Raw genomic sequence first — 15959 nt, 5'->3', positions numbered from 1 at the left:
AGAGTGCCGCAGAGCCTGAACTTGTTGAAGAAGACGATGAGTTTGATTTAGATGACATCGACGAATTAATAGATGAAGCTGCGGGTGATGACAGCTCAGCAGTGGCAGAACTAGCTGAGGAAGATGACACATTAGATGTTGATGAACTCGACGAATTAGTCGATGAAGCTGCTGGTGAAGACAGCCCAGCAGAGCCTGAGCTTGTTGAAGACAACGATGAATTTGATTTTGGCGATATTGATAGCTTATTAGATCAAACTGCTGATACACACTCTGAGCCTGGAGCTGGCATAGAGCCTATCGAAGCCGAAGATGAACTTGATTTAGGGGATATTGAAAGTTTAGCGGATGACACACATAACACGCAGCTTGATGAAGCACTTGCAGATTCGATGGAAGAGTTATCGAATGTAGAAGATGAGCTTGATGTTGAAGATGTTGAATCAATCGCTTCTAGTCTTGTTGATGAATTAGAACCTGAGTCAGAGATTATAGATACAGATGATTTATTGGCGCAATCGAGTGAAGAAACAACAGATGAGCTACTCGATGAAGACGATTTACTCGATGAATATGACGATCCATCACTCAAAAGTGTTGATGACTTACTCAATGAGCTACAGCAAGAAGATGATTATGTAGAGCCGCCAGAATGGTCTGACGTTGATGAATTGAATGATGAACTCAATGATGAAATTGAGGAAGTTGAAATAGACTTGGGCGATGACCCGCTTGCAGATGAAGAGCTTGCAGACGAGTTTGATCTTGCATTAGCAGATGAACCGCTTAACACAGAAACAGTGACCCCAAGCGTGGAGCTTGATGAATACCCTGAGCTTGAACTTGATGATGAAGAGAGTGAAGGTAGCGAAACGTTAGATGACTCTAATGCTGATACGCCCGAGCTACAACTTAGTCAAGCAGAGCAAGATCTGGCCAACGCCATGGCGACAGGACAAGATTTAGATAGCTTAGAGCAAGACTTTGACGATGAATTATTAATTGAAGATGAGTTGCTTGCTGATGATATCCCATCAAGCGAAGAGCCACAGCTTAGCGATGCGCTTACGGCGGATGAAAATACTGACGATGCAATTGAGTCAGCGATCGAGTTAGACGAGTCTTTAAAGCAGCCACCTGTATTGGATGATAGTTTAGATCCACAGCAAAATGAACTATCAGACGATCAGCTTGATGACGACTTTATGGCTGATTTAACGCAAACTGATTTTGATGCATTACTCAGTGAGTTAGCTGAACCTGAGTCGCTAGAAATTGATGAAAGCAGTGACTTTGAAGTTGATTTTAATGCGTTGTTAAGTGAAGATCTTGCTGAATTAGAAGAGTTTTCAACAGCTGATGAAATGGACTTGCCTGAGCAAGTTGACGAGGTTGTTACTGCGCCAACAAATGAAGATGAGACTACCGAAGAATTTGTAGATATAGATGCATTGATTGAACAAAGTGATGACGCAAACTTAGATCATGAGCCTTATGATGATGTAAATATGGATGTCGGTCTGAGTGAGTTTGACGCTTTGTTAGCGGGGGATAACCCAACAGATGTTGATTTAGAAAGCGGCGGTTTTTCAGCTAAACTTGATTTAGCGCGAGCTTATATAGAAATAGGTGACATGGACGCAGCTCTGGATGCTATTGAGGATGTGATTGCCAATGGGCCTGAAGAAGTGCAAGAAGAAGCGCTTAGTTTAAAAGCCAAATTAGCTTAAATTAACAAAAGGGTATAAACGCAGTTTATACCCTTTTTTCATCAAAATGCGTTAGCTTTAAGAAAGACAACACTGCTAATTTGTAATGAGTTACTTTTATTAGATTAGCATATAGCATAAAATGCCCGTCCTTTAGTACAGTAGGTAAAGCAGTAATTATGCGAGTAGCACTTGGAGTTGAGTACAACGGCGCCCGTTACAGTGGTTGGCAACGTCAATCACATGTAAATAGTGTACAACAAGAAGTAGAAACCGCGCTTTCGCGTATCTGTAATCATCCAGTAGAAATCGTTTGCGCAGGCCGTACAGATGCGGGTGTGCATGGTACAGGTCAAGTTGTACACTTTGATACCGATGCTGCGCGTGAGATGGTTGCATTTACGATGGGCATGAATACTTTATTGCCTAAAGATATTGCAATTCGTTTTGCTAAACCTGTTAGCGAAGATTTTCATGCTCGCTTTAGCGCGACAGCAAGACGCTACCGTTATGTGATTTACAATTCCTCCTACCGTGGCGCAATCATGAATGAAGGTGTTACTCATTTTCACCACCCCCTTGATGAGAAAAAAATGCAAGAGGCCTGTCAGTATCTGGTCGGTGAGCATGACTTTACATCGTTTCGCGCGTTACACTGTCAAGCTAATACAGCCAACCGAACTATTCATCATTTATCGGTAAAGCGCCAAGGTGAGTATGTGATCATTGATATTAAAGCAAATGCTTTTTTACATCACATGGTACGTAATATTACAGGGTGTTTGATGGATATCGGTTTACATAAGCAGCAACCGGTGTGGCTTAAAGAACTACTTGATTTTAAAGAGCGTGCTAAAGCCAGTGCGACAGCAAAAGCAGCGGGTTTATACTTAGTAGATGTTGATTACCCTGAGCAGTTTGAAATACCATCAACGCCGCTGGGGCCATTATTTTTAGCAGATACTGAAGTTTGATGGGTGATATTTTGAACGTATTCGCATAGGCATTTCACTACTAAGACCAGTTTTTTATACCGCCTATGTGTAATTCATGTTTTAATTGAAAAAATTTGTCTGTCAATTATCATTTGGCAGGAACGCAGCAAAGCACAGAATAGTATTAAGAGAGTTGCAAATGAGTTGGTTAGAAAAAATCCTACCTAAAACAACAAAGTCTTCGGCTCGTAAAGAGATACCTGAAGGTGTTTGGGCAAAATGTACAGATTGTGATTCGATTTTATATAAAGCTGAATTAGAAAAATCACTGAATGTATGCCCTAAATGCAATCATCACATGCGTGTGAGTGGTCGTAAGCGTCTTGAGCACTTCCTTGATGATGCAGATCGTCAAGAGTTAGGCGCAGAGCATGAGCCAAAAGATGTTTTAAAGTTTAAAGATTCTAAGAAATATTCAGATCGCATTACTGCTGCGCAGAAAGCCAGTGGTGAAAAAGACGCGTTAGTTGCCATGAAAGGCCGCTTAAAAGGTATTCCTGTCGCCGCTGTTGCATTTGAATTCTCATTTATGGGTGGTTCAATGGCATCGGTGGTTGGCGCGCGTTTTGTTGACGCAGTTGATCAGTGTTTAGAACATAATATGCCACTCATTTGTTTTTCTGCTTCTGGTGGCGCGCGAATGCAAGAGGCACTTATGTCGCTTATGCAAATGGCTAAAACCAGTGCAGCTCTTGCGAAAATGAGCGAAAAAGGCTTGCCGTTTATTTCTGTTCTTACTGATCCGACCATGGGTGGTGTATCAGCATCATTAGCCATGCTAGGTGATATCAACGTTGCAGAGCCAAAGGCATTAATTGGTTTTGCGGGTCCGCGTGTTATTGAGCAAACGGTACGTGAAACGTTACCGGAAGGTTTCCAGCGCAGTGAGTTTTTACTTGAGCACGGTGCAATTGATATGATTGTAGATCGCCGTGAGATGCGCGATACGCTAGCACGTGTATTGGCTAAATTTATGAACTTGCCTTCTACCGAACAAGAGCATAGAGTAGCGTAAATTTCAGCTTAACTGATTACACGCTATGACAAAAAACATTCCTAGCCAATCATCAAGCCTTGATGATTGGCTTTGTTATTTAGAAAGTGTTCACCCTGCAAATATTGCCATGGGCCTTGAACGCGTAGCCGACGTTGCTAACAACATTGGTTTATTAGACACTTCAAGTAAAATCATTCTGATTGGTGGTACTAACGGCAAAGGCACCACAGCCCGCTGTTTAGAGTCGCTATTATTAGCACAAGGCTACAGCGTAGGTACGTATGCATCTCCGCACTTGATCCGTTATAACGAACGCGTACGCATAAACGGCGCAGAGCTTGATGATCAATTTCATATTGATGCATTTGATTTATTAGAGCAGGGGCGTGGCGACACAGCACTGACTTATTTTGAATATGGTACACTTGGCGCGCTGGCTATTTTTAAGCGTCACGCTGTGGATTATGTGTTGTTAGAAGTGGGGCTGGGTGGGCGTTTTGACGCAACCAACATAGTCACACCTTATGCAAGTGTAATTACCACCATCGATTTAGATCACAAAGAATACCTAGGTGATACCCGCGAATTAGTGGGTTATGATAAAGCTGGTATTTTTAGAGCAGGCACCCCAGCTATTGTCGGCGATTTAAATATACCCCACACAGTGACTGATTACGGGCGGCAAATAAGTGCTGACATGTATTTATCAGGGCAGCAGTTTAACTTTGCTGAGTATGAACACACGTTTAGTTGGCAGTATCAAGGGCAGCAACTTGAACTTTCAAAGCCAGCCATTCCGTGTCAAAACGTGGCAACAGCGCTGACTACATTAGCCGTGTTAAACTTATTACCGGATGAGACAATGATCCGTGACTGTTTAACTAATTTAGTCGTTGAAGGTCGTTTTCAGCAACTAAGTCGTGAGCCTTTGGTCTATACTGATGTTGCGCATAATCCTGAATCTGCACGCTATTTAGCTAAAAAGTTAGCTCAGCTACAAGATCAAGGCTTTAAAGTTCATGCGTTAGTCGCTATGCTGGCTGATAAAGATAAAGTTGCTGTATTAAATGAACTGAACTCAGTCGTTGATACTTGGTATTTAGCTGGACTAACTTGCTTTCGTGGCGATAAAGTAGAAAACCTAGCTAAATCAATGGAGCAAGTGCAAACGCACGCGCGGATTGAACAATATCAAAGTGTTGATGACGCGTTAGATACGGTGTTGCCTCAGCTAGATGAGCAATCGATTTTGATTGTATTCGGCTCCTTTTTTACCGTAGCAGCTGCCATTAATTATTGGAAAAAATAGAGAGGAATCTGGTGAACTCAGGCTTTATAAATCGTTTGGTCGGCACAAGTATTGTGGTGATTGCAGCTATCGTGTTTATTCCTAACATTCTTGATGGCGAAAAAGTACATTACAAAGAAGGCTTTAAAGCCATCCCTGACCGCCCTGAGTTCAAAACCATCGATCTCCAAGAGGCAATTAATGATCAAGTGGCTAATGCTCAACAGCCAACAGCAGAAGCCGAGGAAGATATCTCAGCGGATGATGAACTGCTCACCAGTGCCGCTGAGGTCGCCGTGGAGTCAACATCCGCAGAGCAAGTAATGGTTGAAGCATCAACAGAGCAAGAAGCTGTTGTAGCTAAAGCGCAACCAGTTGAAAAGCAGCCAGAACCAGCTCGTAAACCTGAAGAGAACTTATCGAAAATGGCGTATGTGATCCAGCTTGGAAGCTTCTCACATGCTGCGAATGTTAAATCATTACAAGCGAAACTCAGTGACAAAGGGTTTAAAACGTTTACTCGTCCAGTGAAAACACCGAATGGTACTTTAACCAAAGTTTTTGTGGGTCCGTCGCTAAATAAAGCAGAGCTTGAGAGTAAACTCCCTGAATTAAAAGCGCTTACTAAACTCAATGGTAAAGTTACCCAATTTGAAGTAACAAAATGATCTGGCATTTAGTGTCGACCTCTTATAGAATGCGCCCCAAATTAACGACTAGTTGGTTCATATGATCTGGGTTGATTACGCCATTCTTGGCATTATTGCACTGTCTACTATTATCGGTTTAATTCGTGGCTTTATCAAAGAAGCAATGTCTTTGGCCGTGTGGGCTGGCGCATTTATCATCTCTAGTTTGTTTTACCAATATTTAGCTTCCTTTCTAACCAGTATTTCTGAACCCCTTTTAAGAAATGCAGCGGCCATTGCCATATTATTCTTTGCGACGCTATTGTTAGGCGGATTGTTAAACTACCTTTTGGGTGAACTGGTACATCGTACCGGCTTATCTGGCACTGACCGTGTCTTTGGCATTGTCTTTGGTGCACTTCGTGGCGTGTTGGTCGTGAGCGCGTTACTCTTCTTTCTTGATGCTTTTACTGGTGCACCTAATACGCACTGGTGGGGTAACTCTATTTTGATCCCAGAATTTGGCTTTGTTGTTGAGTGGTTTTTTTCATACCTCGAAAACAATTCAAGCTTCTTAAATTCGGTCAACCGTTAATCGGCGAGGAAAAATTTCATGTGTGGTATCGTTGGAATAGTCGGAACATCTCCTGTAAATCAGGCGATTTATGATGGCTTAACTGTTTTGCAACACCGTGGCCAAGATGCTGCGGGCATCATTACCATTGAAAACAACACCTTTAGTTTACGTAAAGCAAATGGCTTAGTGAAAGATGTATTTCACACCCGTCATATGAAGCGCTTACAAGGTACTATTGGTATCGGTCATGTGCGCTATCCGACTGCTGGCTCGTCTAGTTCGTCAGAAGCACAGCCGTTCTATGTTAACTCACCGTTTGGTATTGCTTTAGCGCACAATGGTAATTTAACTAATGCTGAGCAGCTTAAAGAGCAATTGTTCTGCGAAGCTCGTCGCCACGTTAACACAACCTCAGATTCAGAAATTTTACTTAACATCATGGCCCATGAATTAAGTAAACCGAATAAACTTAAGCTTGATCCTGAAGATATTTTTAACGGCATTACAGAAGTAATCAATAAAGTGCAGGGCGGCTATGCCACTATTGCGATGATTATTGGTCACGGTATTGTTGCCTTTCGTGATCCAAATGGCATTCGTCCATTAGTATTTGGTAAGCGTGATACAGCTCAGGGGACAGAATATATGTTCGCGTCGGAGAGCGTTGCACTTAAAACTGATGGCTTTGAGTTTGTTCGTGATGTAGCTCCAGGCGAAGCAATTTACGTGACTGAAGCAGGCGAGTTCTTCTCACAAACATGTGCAGAAAAGGCCTCGTATTCACCGTGTATTTTCGAGTTTGTATATTTTGCGCGTCCTGATTCAAATATTGACCGCATGTCTGTTTACGCGACTCGCGTTAATATGGGCACTAAATTAGGTGAAAAAATTGCACGTGAATGGGCAGATAAAGATATCGATGTCGTTATCCCAATCCCTGAAACATCGTGCGATGTAGCATTAGAAATAGCCCGTGTACTGGAACTACCATACCGCCAAGGTTTTGTTAAAAACCGTTATATTGGTCGCACGTTTATCATGCCTGGCCAAGAAATGCGTAAAAAGTCGGTACGTCAAAAGCTTAATGCGATTGACCGTGAGTTTAAAGGTAAAAACGTATTGTTAGTAGATGACTCAATTGTACGTGGTACTACATCTGCTCAAATCGTTGAAATGGCTCGCGAGTCTGGTGCTAAAAATGTTTACTTTGCTTCTGCTGCTCCAGAAATCCGCTTCCCGAATGTGTATGGTATCGATATGCCATCTGCTGCGGAGCTAATTGCTCATGGCCGTGAAGTTGAAGACATTAACGCAAGTATTGGTTCTGATGGTTTGATCTTCCAATCATTGACTGATTTAATTGCTGCAGTATCGCAAGAGAATCCTGAGATCACGCGATTTGAAACGTCAGTATTTGATGGTCAATACATTACCGGCGGCATTGATCAAGATTATTTAAATCGGATCGAGCAGCTACGTAATGATTCAGCAAAGAGTAGCCGTGAAAGTGCGATGTCTTCTGGCTTAGAGTTACATAACCAAGAAGAAAATGGTTCAGATTAACAAATAGTTAAATTCAAGATATAAAAAAAGGAGCTAAATTAAGCTCCTTTTTTATGAAGGAAAGAAATAATAACACTACTTTTTAATACAACTCACTGAACTTTTTAAACGCATTTATCCTATGTTTATGTAAAAGTTGGGCTGACAATACCATTAGTCCAAAGCATTGCGGTGACTGCTAAAATAATCACCAGTAAAATTAATCCACAAGTTACTACTGAGCTTGCGTAAATAAAGCCGCGCTCTTGCGGTATATGCATTAAAATAGGCACTCCTGTGTACAATAAATAAACTGAGTAAGCTAAAGCAACAATACCTGCGCATACAACAAACCACAACTCCGGCCAAAACGCTGCTAACGCAGACATAAACACCGGTGTTGAAGTATAGGCTGCAAGCTCTAGGGTTTGGGTGAATGTTGGCTCGGCACCAAAAGTAACTGCCATCCAATGCGCTAAATAAGCCAATGCAAATACACCAACAATGAGTGCGGCGTACATTGCAGCTGCAATCAATATTGCACTATCGTGGGTTAAAAATACTGGATCACCAGTACCTATACTCCAACCTAAATAAACAGATGAGTAATAACCCATTACTGACGGAAACAGCGCTATCAACAATATATGTGAAAGGCTATACGTCAAACTTTCGTGACGGTTATCTATGGTTTGCCACTCTTCGAGCGGGTGGGCATAAATGCCCCATAAATGGTTTAATATCATAGTGTGTGCCCCATAAAAGGAAGTAGGCGCTGTTTTATTTTTATACAGCTTGTATTAAGTTATGGTTCAGTAATGGGGGCTTGTCAAGCAACTGTAATTTGAAAGTACGCCTTACGACAAGGATAATATATGGCTTAGTTTTATTCTTGCTATGGTTTCGTGATAAAATGACTGGTCGATAAATTTTATTATAATGAGCAGCCTAAGTCGTGCCATATAGCCAACTCTTACAACCAATCAATAACTTCCTGCAATGTGAAACCCCGCAGGCTTGGATAGATGAAGCCATAAAGCCTGAAAATTTAAACATTTTACTGATTGATCACCTGATATGTGAACTTAAAGCAGCCCAGTCGGCTATGTTCTTAATTCGTAAATACGCGGTTGATAAGCAAAGTAGTGATGCATTGCTTGAGTGGCTTAAGCCATTTGAAACACTTATTTATAAGCGTGAAGGTAATTGGCAAGATTTAGCGGCAAAAAATAAGCTGAATAAATCGGTGATCCCAAAATCGGATTCACCCTACGGGCAAGATTTGGTTGATAAAATGGTAATGCTGATAAAAGAAGAACTGCATCATTTTTATCAAGTACTCGAGATCATGGATGAATACGGCGTTGAATATCAAAGTATTACGCCATGTCGTTATGCTAAGGGTATGCTCAGGCATGTTAAAACCTATGAGCCTGATGCGTTGGTCGATAAGCTTATAGTGGGCGCTTACATTGAAGCACGTTCGTGCGAACGTTTTGCAAAACTTGCTCCGCATTTAGATAAACGGTTAGGTGATTTTTATATTTCATTACTGCGCTCTGAAGCCCGTCATTATCAAGACTACTTAACACTCGCACAAGAAATTGCAGATTTCGATATCACAGAACGTGTTGAATTTTTTGCTGAAAAAGAACGTGAATTAATTGTCTCGGTAGATACTGATTTTAAGTTTCATTCGGGTACACCTACTTCTTAATTAGGTTATATGAACTAGCTCTAACAATTAAAATTATAAGGATATTAAATGAAGAAGTTAATTGGTTTTTTATCACTATTTAGTGTATCTGTTTGGGCTAATGAAGGAGGGATTCCTACTTTTTTTAATTCAGAATCAAATAAAGAATACATTGCGCTAATAGACCACCTTGTTGCAGTGTTACCAAAGAACGGTAATCCTGAATTTTTAAGTGTGTTAGCGTCCCCTTATGGTTTGTTAGATGTGCAAGCGACTAAGTTTAGCGATGACTTAGATAAAAACAGTTTTGCTAATTTTAATATGGGTGTTATGGGCTCTGCGATTTTTGATACTGAGCAAAAATATGTGAAGGATTTGCCAAACCGCTTTTTATGCCATCAAAGCAGCTGCAGAAAGCCGAGGCTACAGCTTGCAAAAGAACTGACTTCTCATATAAATACCATAGAAGCATTTTTCACTGAAAACCCAACGATAAATTTAGTCAGCATTTTAGATCAGTACGTATACCGTATAAATAATGCCTTTTATACGCCAGACAGTGTAATTGACTATATCCCTTCTGCTGAAGCTGGTTTTGTACCATCAGCCGAGTTTAAACAGTATGTTAGTGCAATTGAACGTTCCCCCTATTATAAAATCGAAGAGCAGACTTTAGCTATTCGACAGCTTATGCACAAAATGGGTATCAAGGTAATCCAGCAAGTAAGTGCTTCACAACTGCGTATCATTGTGATGGGGATAAGTAATAATCAGTGGGGGATAGTATATAGCCCTGATAATAGTTACATTCCTGTGCTTGGTGAGCGAAATTTGCAAGGGTTTGCATTTGATGATGTTGAAAAGTTGGCTGAAAACATATTTTATTATCAAACCAATTAATATTCTATTTGTTCGCTACAAATGGCTCGCTAATTAGGGTTTGCTGTTTTTCAGTTACCACCAAGTAGGAGCCTTGGCTATACCAGTCACCTAAAACAGTGCGCGTCAGTTGCGTACCAGCTATATTGTAATGATGCACATCAGGGCGGTGGGTATGTCCGTGGATCATATTAGTGACTTGGTGTTTAGCAAAAACGTCAAGTACTGCGTCTTCTGTTACATCAAGAATTTCTAACGCTTTACCTGCTTGGTTTTGTTTTGATTTTTCGCGTGCTTTTTTGGCAACACCACGGCGATACCACAGAGGCAGTGCCAGCATTAAACGCGGCCACCACCAACCACGGCCTTTTTTGCGAAATTTTTGATACTCAATATCTTGAGTACACATTTCATCGCCATGTAAAATAACAGTTGGCGTACCGTATAAATCGATAACAGTTTGTTCGTTGAGTAAGGTCATGCCAGCTTTTTTCGCGTAGCCATTTCGCATGATAAAGTCACGGTTGCCATGAATAAAAAATACTGGGGTACCGTTGTCACTCACTTGCCTAAGTCGAGCTGCTACTTGAGTTGATAGAGGCGTAACATAATCATCGCCTACCCATACCTCAAAGAAGTCACCTAAAATATATAATGCATCTACATCTTGATTTACGATGTGGTTATCTAAGAATTGGTAAAAAGCAGCGCTTATATCAGGGCGGCTCTCAGTTAAATGTAGATCGGCAATAAAGTAAGTTTGGCGCATTGTGACTCGGTCATGTTAACGAAAAATAAAAAGCGGATAAAATATCCGCTTTATAATATACCCACCAGCCCCAAGTCGCGAGCTTGAGACTAAGTGAGCACAAAGCTAACTTAGTCTACAGTTACGCTTTTGATGATAACGTCATCAAGCGGTACATCTTGATGAAAGCCTGAGCTGCCAGTAGCAACGGCTTTGATTTTTTCAACTACGTCCATGCCTTCTACTACTTCTGCAAATACGCAATAACCCCAGCCTTGTGATGTTTCACTGCTAAAGTTTAAGAAATCATTGTCGTTCACGTTAATGAAAAACTGGGCCGTTGCCGAATGTGGATCTGGCGTACGTGCCATTGCTAATGTGCCTTTTTTGTTCGAAAGGCCATTATTTGCTTCGTTTTGAATAGGATCATGCACTTCTTTTTGAATCATGCCAGGTTCAAAACCACCACCTTGAACCATAAAACCATCGATTACACGGTGAAAGATAGTACCGTCATAAAAGCCAGCATTAGCATACTGTAAAAAATTTTTAACCGTGTTTGGTGCTTCTGTTTTGTGCATGTTAATGGTGATATCACCAAAATTTGTGTGTAGAACAACCATGAGGTTTCCTATTAGCTGATTTAATTAACGCTATTTTATCTTAGTTAGCTAAGATTAACAAAGTGCTTATTGATTTGATAAAGCGCTAGAGCAGGGGCTTTGCAAGTGGTAACATAGCCAACCAAGTAAACAGTCAAGGATTAAAAATAAATGGTAAATATTTACAACACACTCACGCGTCAAAAAGAGCAATTTAAACCTATGGTCGAAGGCAAAATCGACATGTATGTGTGTGGTATCACCATTTATGATTACTGTCACATTGGGCATGCTCGTACCTTTGTTGGTTTTGATGTAATAGTGCGCTACCTTCGTCACTTAGGTTACGATTTAAAGTATGTACGTAACATCACAGATGTTGATGACAAAATTATTAAGCGTGCCAATGACAATGGCGAAGCGATTAATGATTTAACCGTACGCATGACCAAAGCTATGCATGAAGACTTTGATAGTTTAAATATGCTACGCCCCGATGTTGAACCAACAGTAACAGGGCACATGGATGAAATTATTGAGATGGTTGAGCGCTTGATTACAAAAGGCCATGCCTATGTTGCAACCGACGGTGACGTGCTTTTCGATGTGTCTACCTTTGAGCTATACGGTGCATTATCGCAACAAGACTTAACTATGTTACAAGCTGGCTCGCGGGTAGAAGTTGCCCAAGATAAAGACGATCCACTTGATTTTGTATTGTGGAAAAAAGCAAAGCCAGGTGAACCATCATGGTCATCACCTTGGGGTGAGGGTCGCCCTGGGTGGCACATTGAATGTTCAGCAATGAGCTCTAAGCATTTAGGCGAGCATTTTGATATTCACGGTGGTGGTTCGGATTTACAGTTCCCGCATCATGAAAACGAAATTGCGCAATCGTGCTGTGCAAATAACGGGAAATACGTAAACACGTGGATCCACACCGGCATGGTGCAAGTAAATAAAGAAAAGATGTCTAAATCATTAGACAACTTTTTTACCGTTCGTGATGTGCTTAACGAGTATGACGCTGAATCAGTCCGTTATTTCTTGATTTCAGGTCATTACCGTAGCCAGCTAAATTACTCGCAAGAGAATCTAGACCAAGCTCGCTCTTCACTTGAACGTATTTATACTGCGTTGCGTAATGTTGAGCCAATTGCGTGTGAGCTTGAAAGTAACGAGTATGTCGCTAAATTTAGAAAAGCCATGAATGATGACTTTAATACTCCAGAAGCGCTGCCAGTTTTATTTGAACTTGCTAAAGAGCTTAACCGTGTTAAAGACTCAGATGCTGAGCAAGCAGGAAAATTGGCGTATACCTTACGCAGTATTGGTGAAGTACTGGGCGTTGCACAGCAAGCTCCTGAAATGTTTTTACAAGGTGGTCAAGCGGATGACGAAGTCGCTGAAATTGAAGCGCTTATAGTTAAGCGTAACGATGCCCGTGCAAATAAAGATTGGGCCGCAGCTGATGAAGCACGCGATGCACTTAACGCATTAGGCGTCGTACTTGAAGATTCAGCAGGTAAAACGACGTGGCGTAAAGCGTAAGTTAACTTTATTTCTCGTTTAAAAGGTTGCCTCATTGGCAACCTTTTTTGTTTTCTATATTGACCTCAACTGACGTTGAGGTTTTACCTTAACATTTCTTCAATATAACAAGGAATGAAATGAATATTCTTCTCGCTATGATCCCAGCATTTCTTTGGGGTACCACGTATGCTGTGACTAAGTATGCAACACCTGATTGGCCGCCAATTTTACTGGGTGCAATACGAGCATTGCCAGCGGGGTTATTATTGTTGCTTATCAAACCAACTTGGCCACAGTTAAGACAGTGGCGAGGCTTAATTATATTAGCATTCGTTAATATCGCTTTATTTTTTAGTTTTATCTTTGTGATGGCGATCAACTTGCCTGCTGCAATTGCAGGCGTGGGCATGGTTTCCGTGCCTGTTGTGGCCTTATTGTATGCATGGCTGTTTAAAGGACAACGGCCTGCATTATTACAGTCGGTGTGTGCGTTAACATTAGTTTATTTGGCGTGGCGACTATTCGATCCGCAACACGTTACACTTAACATGTTAGGTATTGTTGCTCTGATAGGCGCATTATTGACAATAGTGATTGGGAGTACTTTGGTACAAAAGATCACGACACATATTCATTGGTGGACAGTACTGACGTGGCAGCTCATTCTAGGTGGCGCCGTGCTGGCAATCGCAGCGTTAGTGCAAGCATTGTATATTGAACCACAGGCCTATCAAGTGCTTGCTCAAGTGTTTACCCCCAGCCAGTGGTTTGTGCTTTTTTGGTTAGTAGTGCCGAATACCGCGCTTGCTTATACATTATATGTTTGGCTGCTTGGGCGAATGACTGTGGTTGAGTTTACTTTTGGTACTATTGCAAACCCAATCGCGGGGATTATCTGCGCTGTCGTTCTATTAAATGAACAATATCAAGCATGGCAATATATGCTGATGGCATTAATGATTTTCTTTTCTGTGTTACCCCAGTTATTAAAGTTAGTAGGGCGCAGGCGTAAAATCGCGCGATGAATAAAAAAGGGTTGCTAAATAGCAACCCTTTTCTACCTTGGTGCGCCAAGCGTCGCGAGTTTATCAACTATGGTATTTTTCGCATGCTTCTAGTGTATTTTCAATTAAGCTTGCTACTGTCATAGGACCTACACCACCTGGTACAGGGGTAATAAAGTGTGCTTTTTGCTCAGCGATATCATATTCAACGTCACCTACCAATTTACCAGTATCTAAACGATTGATACCTACATCGATCACGATCGCGCCATCTTTCACCCAGTCACCAGGGATAAATTCAGGCTTACCCACAGCAACAACAAGTAAATCAGCACGGCGAACATGCGTTTCTAAATCTTGGGTAAATTTATGACAAACAGTGGTAGTGCAACCAGCGAGTAATAATTCAAGTGCCATTGGACGGCCAACAATATTAGATGCACCCACTACAACGGCATGCATGCCTTTATATTTAACACCGGTTGAATTAAGAAGAGTGATAATTCCTTTTGGTGTACATGGACGAAGGGCAGGCATACGTTGTGCTAATCGACCAATATTATAGGGGTGAAAACCGTCTACATCTTTTAGCGGGGTTATGCGCTCAAGAATTTTTTCAGCATCAAGGCCTTCAGGTAATGGCAGTTGCACTAAAATACCATCGACTTGTGCATCGTTATTGAGCTCATCAATCAAATCTAATAATGCTTGCTCGTTTGTATCAGCTGGTAAATCAAAAGATTTTGATACAAATCCAACTTCTTCACAGGCTTTACGCTTAGAGCCTACGTAAACTTGGCTTGCTGGATCTTGCCCAACAAGTACAACGGCAAGTCCAGGTGCGCGAAGACCATTTGCGACACGTTCTGTTACTCTTTGTGCTACTGCACTGCGTACTTGTTTAGCTATTGCCTTACCATCAATGATGTTTGCCGTCATGGGTGACCTTTAATTGGGGTTAGTTAACTTATATAACGATACTTTAATAAAAACGAGTGCATACAAAATAGGGGTAATAATGCTAAGTAGAAAACATACTCTCTACTGCTCGCTTTCAATATGTATTACTATTTTCGCAGAAAAGCGTTAAGGCGCCAAGTTGCTTTTCTGATATTAAGTTGCTTTTCTAATATAAACAGTCGAATAATATGAAAGAGTCGAAATTTTAGCTTAGTTTTGCAATATTTAACCATTGTGAACTAAAAATGACCGATTGATTTATTTTCTTAAAAAAAGGTTTGACCTGACTCAGTCAAATCACTATTATGCACCCCGTTGTCAACGAGGTCACTCGCAGATAATAGTAAGCATCGGCGATTAGCGCAGTTTGGTAGCGCACTTGGTTTGGGTCCAAGGGGTCGCAGGTTCAAATCCTGCATCGCCGACCACTTTCATTTATAATTTTGTTATAATCGATTGGCTTATTGGTAAACTATGAAGTTTTCGATGCGCCCATAGCTCAGCTGGATAGAGCAACGCCCTTCTAAGGCGTCGGTCGAAGGTTCGAATCCTTCTGGGTGCGCCATTTTGAAAACATGTAAATATAGCGGTGGTTGTAGCTCAGTTGGTAGAGCCCCGGATTGTGATTCCGGTTGTCGTGGGTTCGAGCCCCATCAGTCACCCCATTTACAAAAAAGAATATCGGCGATTAGCGCAGTTTGGTAGCGCACTTGGTTTGGGTCCAAGGGGTCGCAGGTTCAAATCCTGCATCGCCGACCACTTTCTCAAACGGTGCAATCCAAAAACCTGTAAAGATACAT

Annotated in this window: 15 protein-coding genes and 4 tRNA genes; 15 read left to right on the top strand and 4 right to left on the bottom strand. The window is 41.4% G+C overall.

The features are described from left to right. From CWB85_RS08375 to purF, 7 genes are all read left to right on the top strand, one after another. Positions 1 to 1730, top strand: a 1730-nt coding sequence (locus CWB85_RS08375) for a FimV/HubP family polar landmark protein (protein ID WP_283235129.1), incomplete at its 5' end; no start/stop codon positions are given. A 158-nt stretch (positions 1731 to 1888) separates the two neighbouring features. Further along, positions 1889 to 2683 (top strand): tRNA pseudouridine(38-40) synthase TruA, encoded by a 795-nt coding sequence (truA, locus tag CWB85_RS08370; protein WP_016710218.1) that lies wholly within the window; start codon positions 1889 to 1891, stop codon positions 2681 to 2683. Between the two features lie 160 nt (positions 2684 to 2843). Next, positions 2844 to 3719, top strand: coding sequence for an acetyl-CoA carboxylase, carboxyltransferase subunit beta (gene accD, locus CWB85_RS08365; RefSeq protein ID WP_016710219.1), 876 nt, complete (start codon positions 2844 to 2846; stop codon positions 3717 to 3719). A gap of 25 nt (positions 3720 to 3744) precedes the next feature. Next, positions 3745 to 5010: a bifunctional tetrahydrofolate synthase/dihydrofolate synthase gene (folC, locus tag CWB85_RS08360; protein WP_138554622.1), complete on the top strand. Its 1266-nt coding sequence runs from the start codon at positions 3745 to 3747 to the stop codon at positions 5008 to 5010. Positions 5011 to 5021: 11 nt separating this feature from the next. Next, entirely contained in the window at positions 5022 to 5657 is a 636-nt protein-coding gene (locus CWB85_RS08355; protein ID WP_138554621.1) for an SPOR domain-containing protein, read from the top strand. Between the two features lie 61 nt (positions 5658 to 5718). Continuing rightward, entirely contained in the window at positions 5719 to 6213 is a 495-nt protein-coding gene (locus CWB85_RS08350; protein ID WP_016710222.1) for a CvpA family protein, read from the top strand. Positions 6214 to 6231: 18 nt separating this feature from the next. Continuing rightward, positions 6232 to 7758 (top strand): amidophosphoribosyltransferase, encoded by a 1527-nt coding sequence (purF, locus tag CWB85_RS08345; protein WP_016710223.1) that lies wholly within the window; start codon positions 6232 to 6234, stop codon positions 7756 to 7758. A 125-nt stretch (positions 7759 to 7883) separates the two neighbouring features. On the opposite strand, the gene CWB85_RS08340 is transcribed toward purF, so the two are convergent. Continuing rightward, positions 7884 to 8483, bottom strand: a complete 600-nt coding sequence (locus tag CWB85_RS08340; protein WP_016710224.1) for a Yip1 family protein — start codon at positions 8481 to 8483, stop codon at positions 7884 to 7886. A gap of 209 nt (positions 8484 to 8692) precedes the next feature. Between CWB85_RS08340 and miaE the strand changes: the two genes are divergently transcribed. Both miaE and CWB85_RS08330 read left to right on the top strand, forming a co-directional pair. Beyond that, positions 8693 to 9454 (top strand): tRNA isopentenyl-2-thiomethyl-A-37 hydroxylase MiaE, encoded by a 762-nt coding sequence (gene miaE, locus CWB85_RS08335; RefSeq protein WP_138554620.1) that lies wholly within the window; start codon positions 8693 to 8695, stop codon positions 9452 to 9454. A gap of 48 nt (positions 9455 to 9502) precedes the next feature. Beyond that, positions 9503 to 10333, top strand: a complete 831-nt coding sequence (locus tag CWB85_RS08330; protein ID WP_138554619.1) for a hypothetical protein — start codon at positions 9503 to 9505, stop codon at positions 10331 to 10333. Between the two features lie 4 nt (positions 10334 to 10337). Here CWB85_RS08330 and CWB85_RS08325 read toward each other — a convergent pair whose 3' ends face one another. Both CWB85_RS08325 and ppiB read right to left on the bottom strand, forming a co-directional pair. Next, a complete protein-coding gene (locus CWB85_RS08325) occupies positions 10338 to 11081 on the bottom strand; it encodes a UDP-2,3-diacylglucosamine diphosphatase (protein WP_016710227.1) in 744 nt (247 codons plus the stop codon). A 110-nt stretch (positions 11082 to 11191) separates the two neighbouring features. Further along, entirely contained in the window at positions 11192 to 11683 is a 492-nt protein-coding gene (gene ppiB / locus CWB85_RS08320; RefSeq protein WP_016710228.1) for a peptidylprolyl isomerase B, read from the bottom strand. 150 nt (positions 11684 to 11833) lie between these two features. Here ppiB and cysS point away from each other — a divergent pair, with 150 nt between their 5' ends. Next, positions 11834 to 13213 (top strand): cysteine--tRNA ligase, encoded by a 1380-nt coding sequence (gene cysS / locus CWB85_RS08315; protein WP_138554618.1) that lies wholly within the window; start codon positions 11834 to 11836, stop codon positions 13211 to 13213. A 119-nt stretch (positions 13214 to 13332) separates the two neighbouring features. Continuing rightward, the gene (locus tag CWB85_RS08310) at positions 13333 to 14220 is read left to right on the top strand and encodes a DMT family transporter (protein WP_138554617.1); all 888 of its coding nucleotides are present in this window, start codon (positions 13333 to 13335) and stop codon (positions 14218 to 14220) included. A 63-nt stretch (positions 14221 to 14283) separates the two neighbouring features. Here CWB85_RS08310 and folD read toward each other — a convergent pair whose 3' ends face one another. Then, a complete protein-coding gene (folD, locus tag CWB85_RS08305) occupies positions 14284 to 15138 on the bottom strand; it encodes a bifunctional methylenetetrahydrofolate dehydrogenase/methenyltetrahydrofolate cyclohydrolase FolD (RefSeq protein WP_016710231.1) in 855 nt (284 codons plus the stop codon). Positions 15139 to 15510: 372 nt separating this feature from the next. Here folD and CWB85_RS08300 point away from each other — a divergent pair. The 4 genes from CWB85_RS08300 to CWB85_RS08285 all read left to right on the top strand — a co-directional run bounded on the left by CWB85_RS08300 (position 15511) and on the right by CWB85_RS08285 (position 15918). After that, positions 15511 to 15587, top strand: a tRNA-Pro gene (locus CWB85_RS08300). Between the two features lie 60 nt (positions 15588 to 15647). Next, a tRNA-Arg gene (locus CWB85_RS08295) sits at positions 15648 to 15724 on the top strand. A 24-nt stretch (positions 15725 to 15748) separates the two neighbouring features. Continuing rightward, positions 15749 to 15824, top strand: a tRNA-His gene (locus CWB85_RS08290). A 17-nt stretch (positions 15825 to 15841) separates the two neighbouring features. Next, positions 15842 to 15918: transfer RNA gene (locus tag CWB85_RS08285), tRNA-Pro, on the top strand. The last annotated feature ends 41 nt before the right edge of the window (positions 15919 to 15959 follow it).

The organism is Pseudoalteromonas sp. S1727 (assembly GCF_005886375.1).
In the GTDB taxonomy this organism is placed as follows: domain Bacteria; phylum Pseudomonadota; class Gammaproteobacteria; order Enterobacterales; family Alteromonadaceae; genus Pseudoalteromonas; species Pseudoalteromonas haloplanktis.
This window is presented reverse-complemented; position numbering and strand designations above follow the sequence as displayed.

Coding starts and splice junctions, on each gene's coding strand:
- truA (WP_016710218.1), top strand. CDS start 1,889: ATGCGAGTAGCACTTGGAGTTGAGTACAACGGCGCCCGTTACAGTGGT.
- accD (WP_016710219.1), top strand. CDS start 2,844: ATGAGTTGGTTAGAAAAAATCCTACCTAAAACAACAAAGTCTTCGGCT.
- folC (WP_138554622.1), top strand. CDS start 3,745: ATGACAAAAAACATTCCTAGCCAATCATCAAGCCTTGATGATTGGCTT.
- CWB85_RS08350 (WP_016710222.1), top strand. CDS start 5,719: ATGATCTGGGTTGATTACGCCATTCTTGGCATTATTGCACTGTCTACT.
- purF (WP_016710223.1), top strand. CDS start 6,232: ATGTGTGGTATCGTTGGAATAGTCGGAACATCTCCTGTAAATCAGGCG.
- CWB85_RS08340 (WP_016710224.1), bottom strand. CDS start 8,483: ATGATATTAAACCATTTATGGGGCATTTATGCCCACCCGCTCGAAGAG.
- CWB85_RS08330 (WP_138554619.1), top strand. CDS start 9,503: ATGAAGAAGTTAATTGGTTTTTTATCACTATTTAGTGTATCTGTTTGG.
- CWB85_RS08325 (WP_016710227.1), bottom strand. CDS start 11,081: ATGCGCCAAACTTACTTTATTGCCGATCTACATTTAACTGAGAGCCGC.
- ppiB (WP_016710228.1), bottom strand. CDS start 11,683: ATGGTTGTTCTACACACAAATTTTGGTGATATCACCATTAACATGCAC.
- cysS (WP_138554618.1), top strand. CDS start 11,834: ATGGTAAATATTTACAACACACTCACGCGTCAAAAAGAGCAATTTAAA.
- CWB85_RS08310 (WP_138554617.1), top strand. CDS start 13,333: ATGAATATTCTTCTCGCTATGATCCCAGCATTTCTTTGGGGTACCACG.
- folD (WP_016710231.1), bottom strand. CDS start 15,138: ATGACGGCAAACATCATTGATGGTAAGGCAATAGCTAAACAAGTACGC.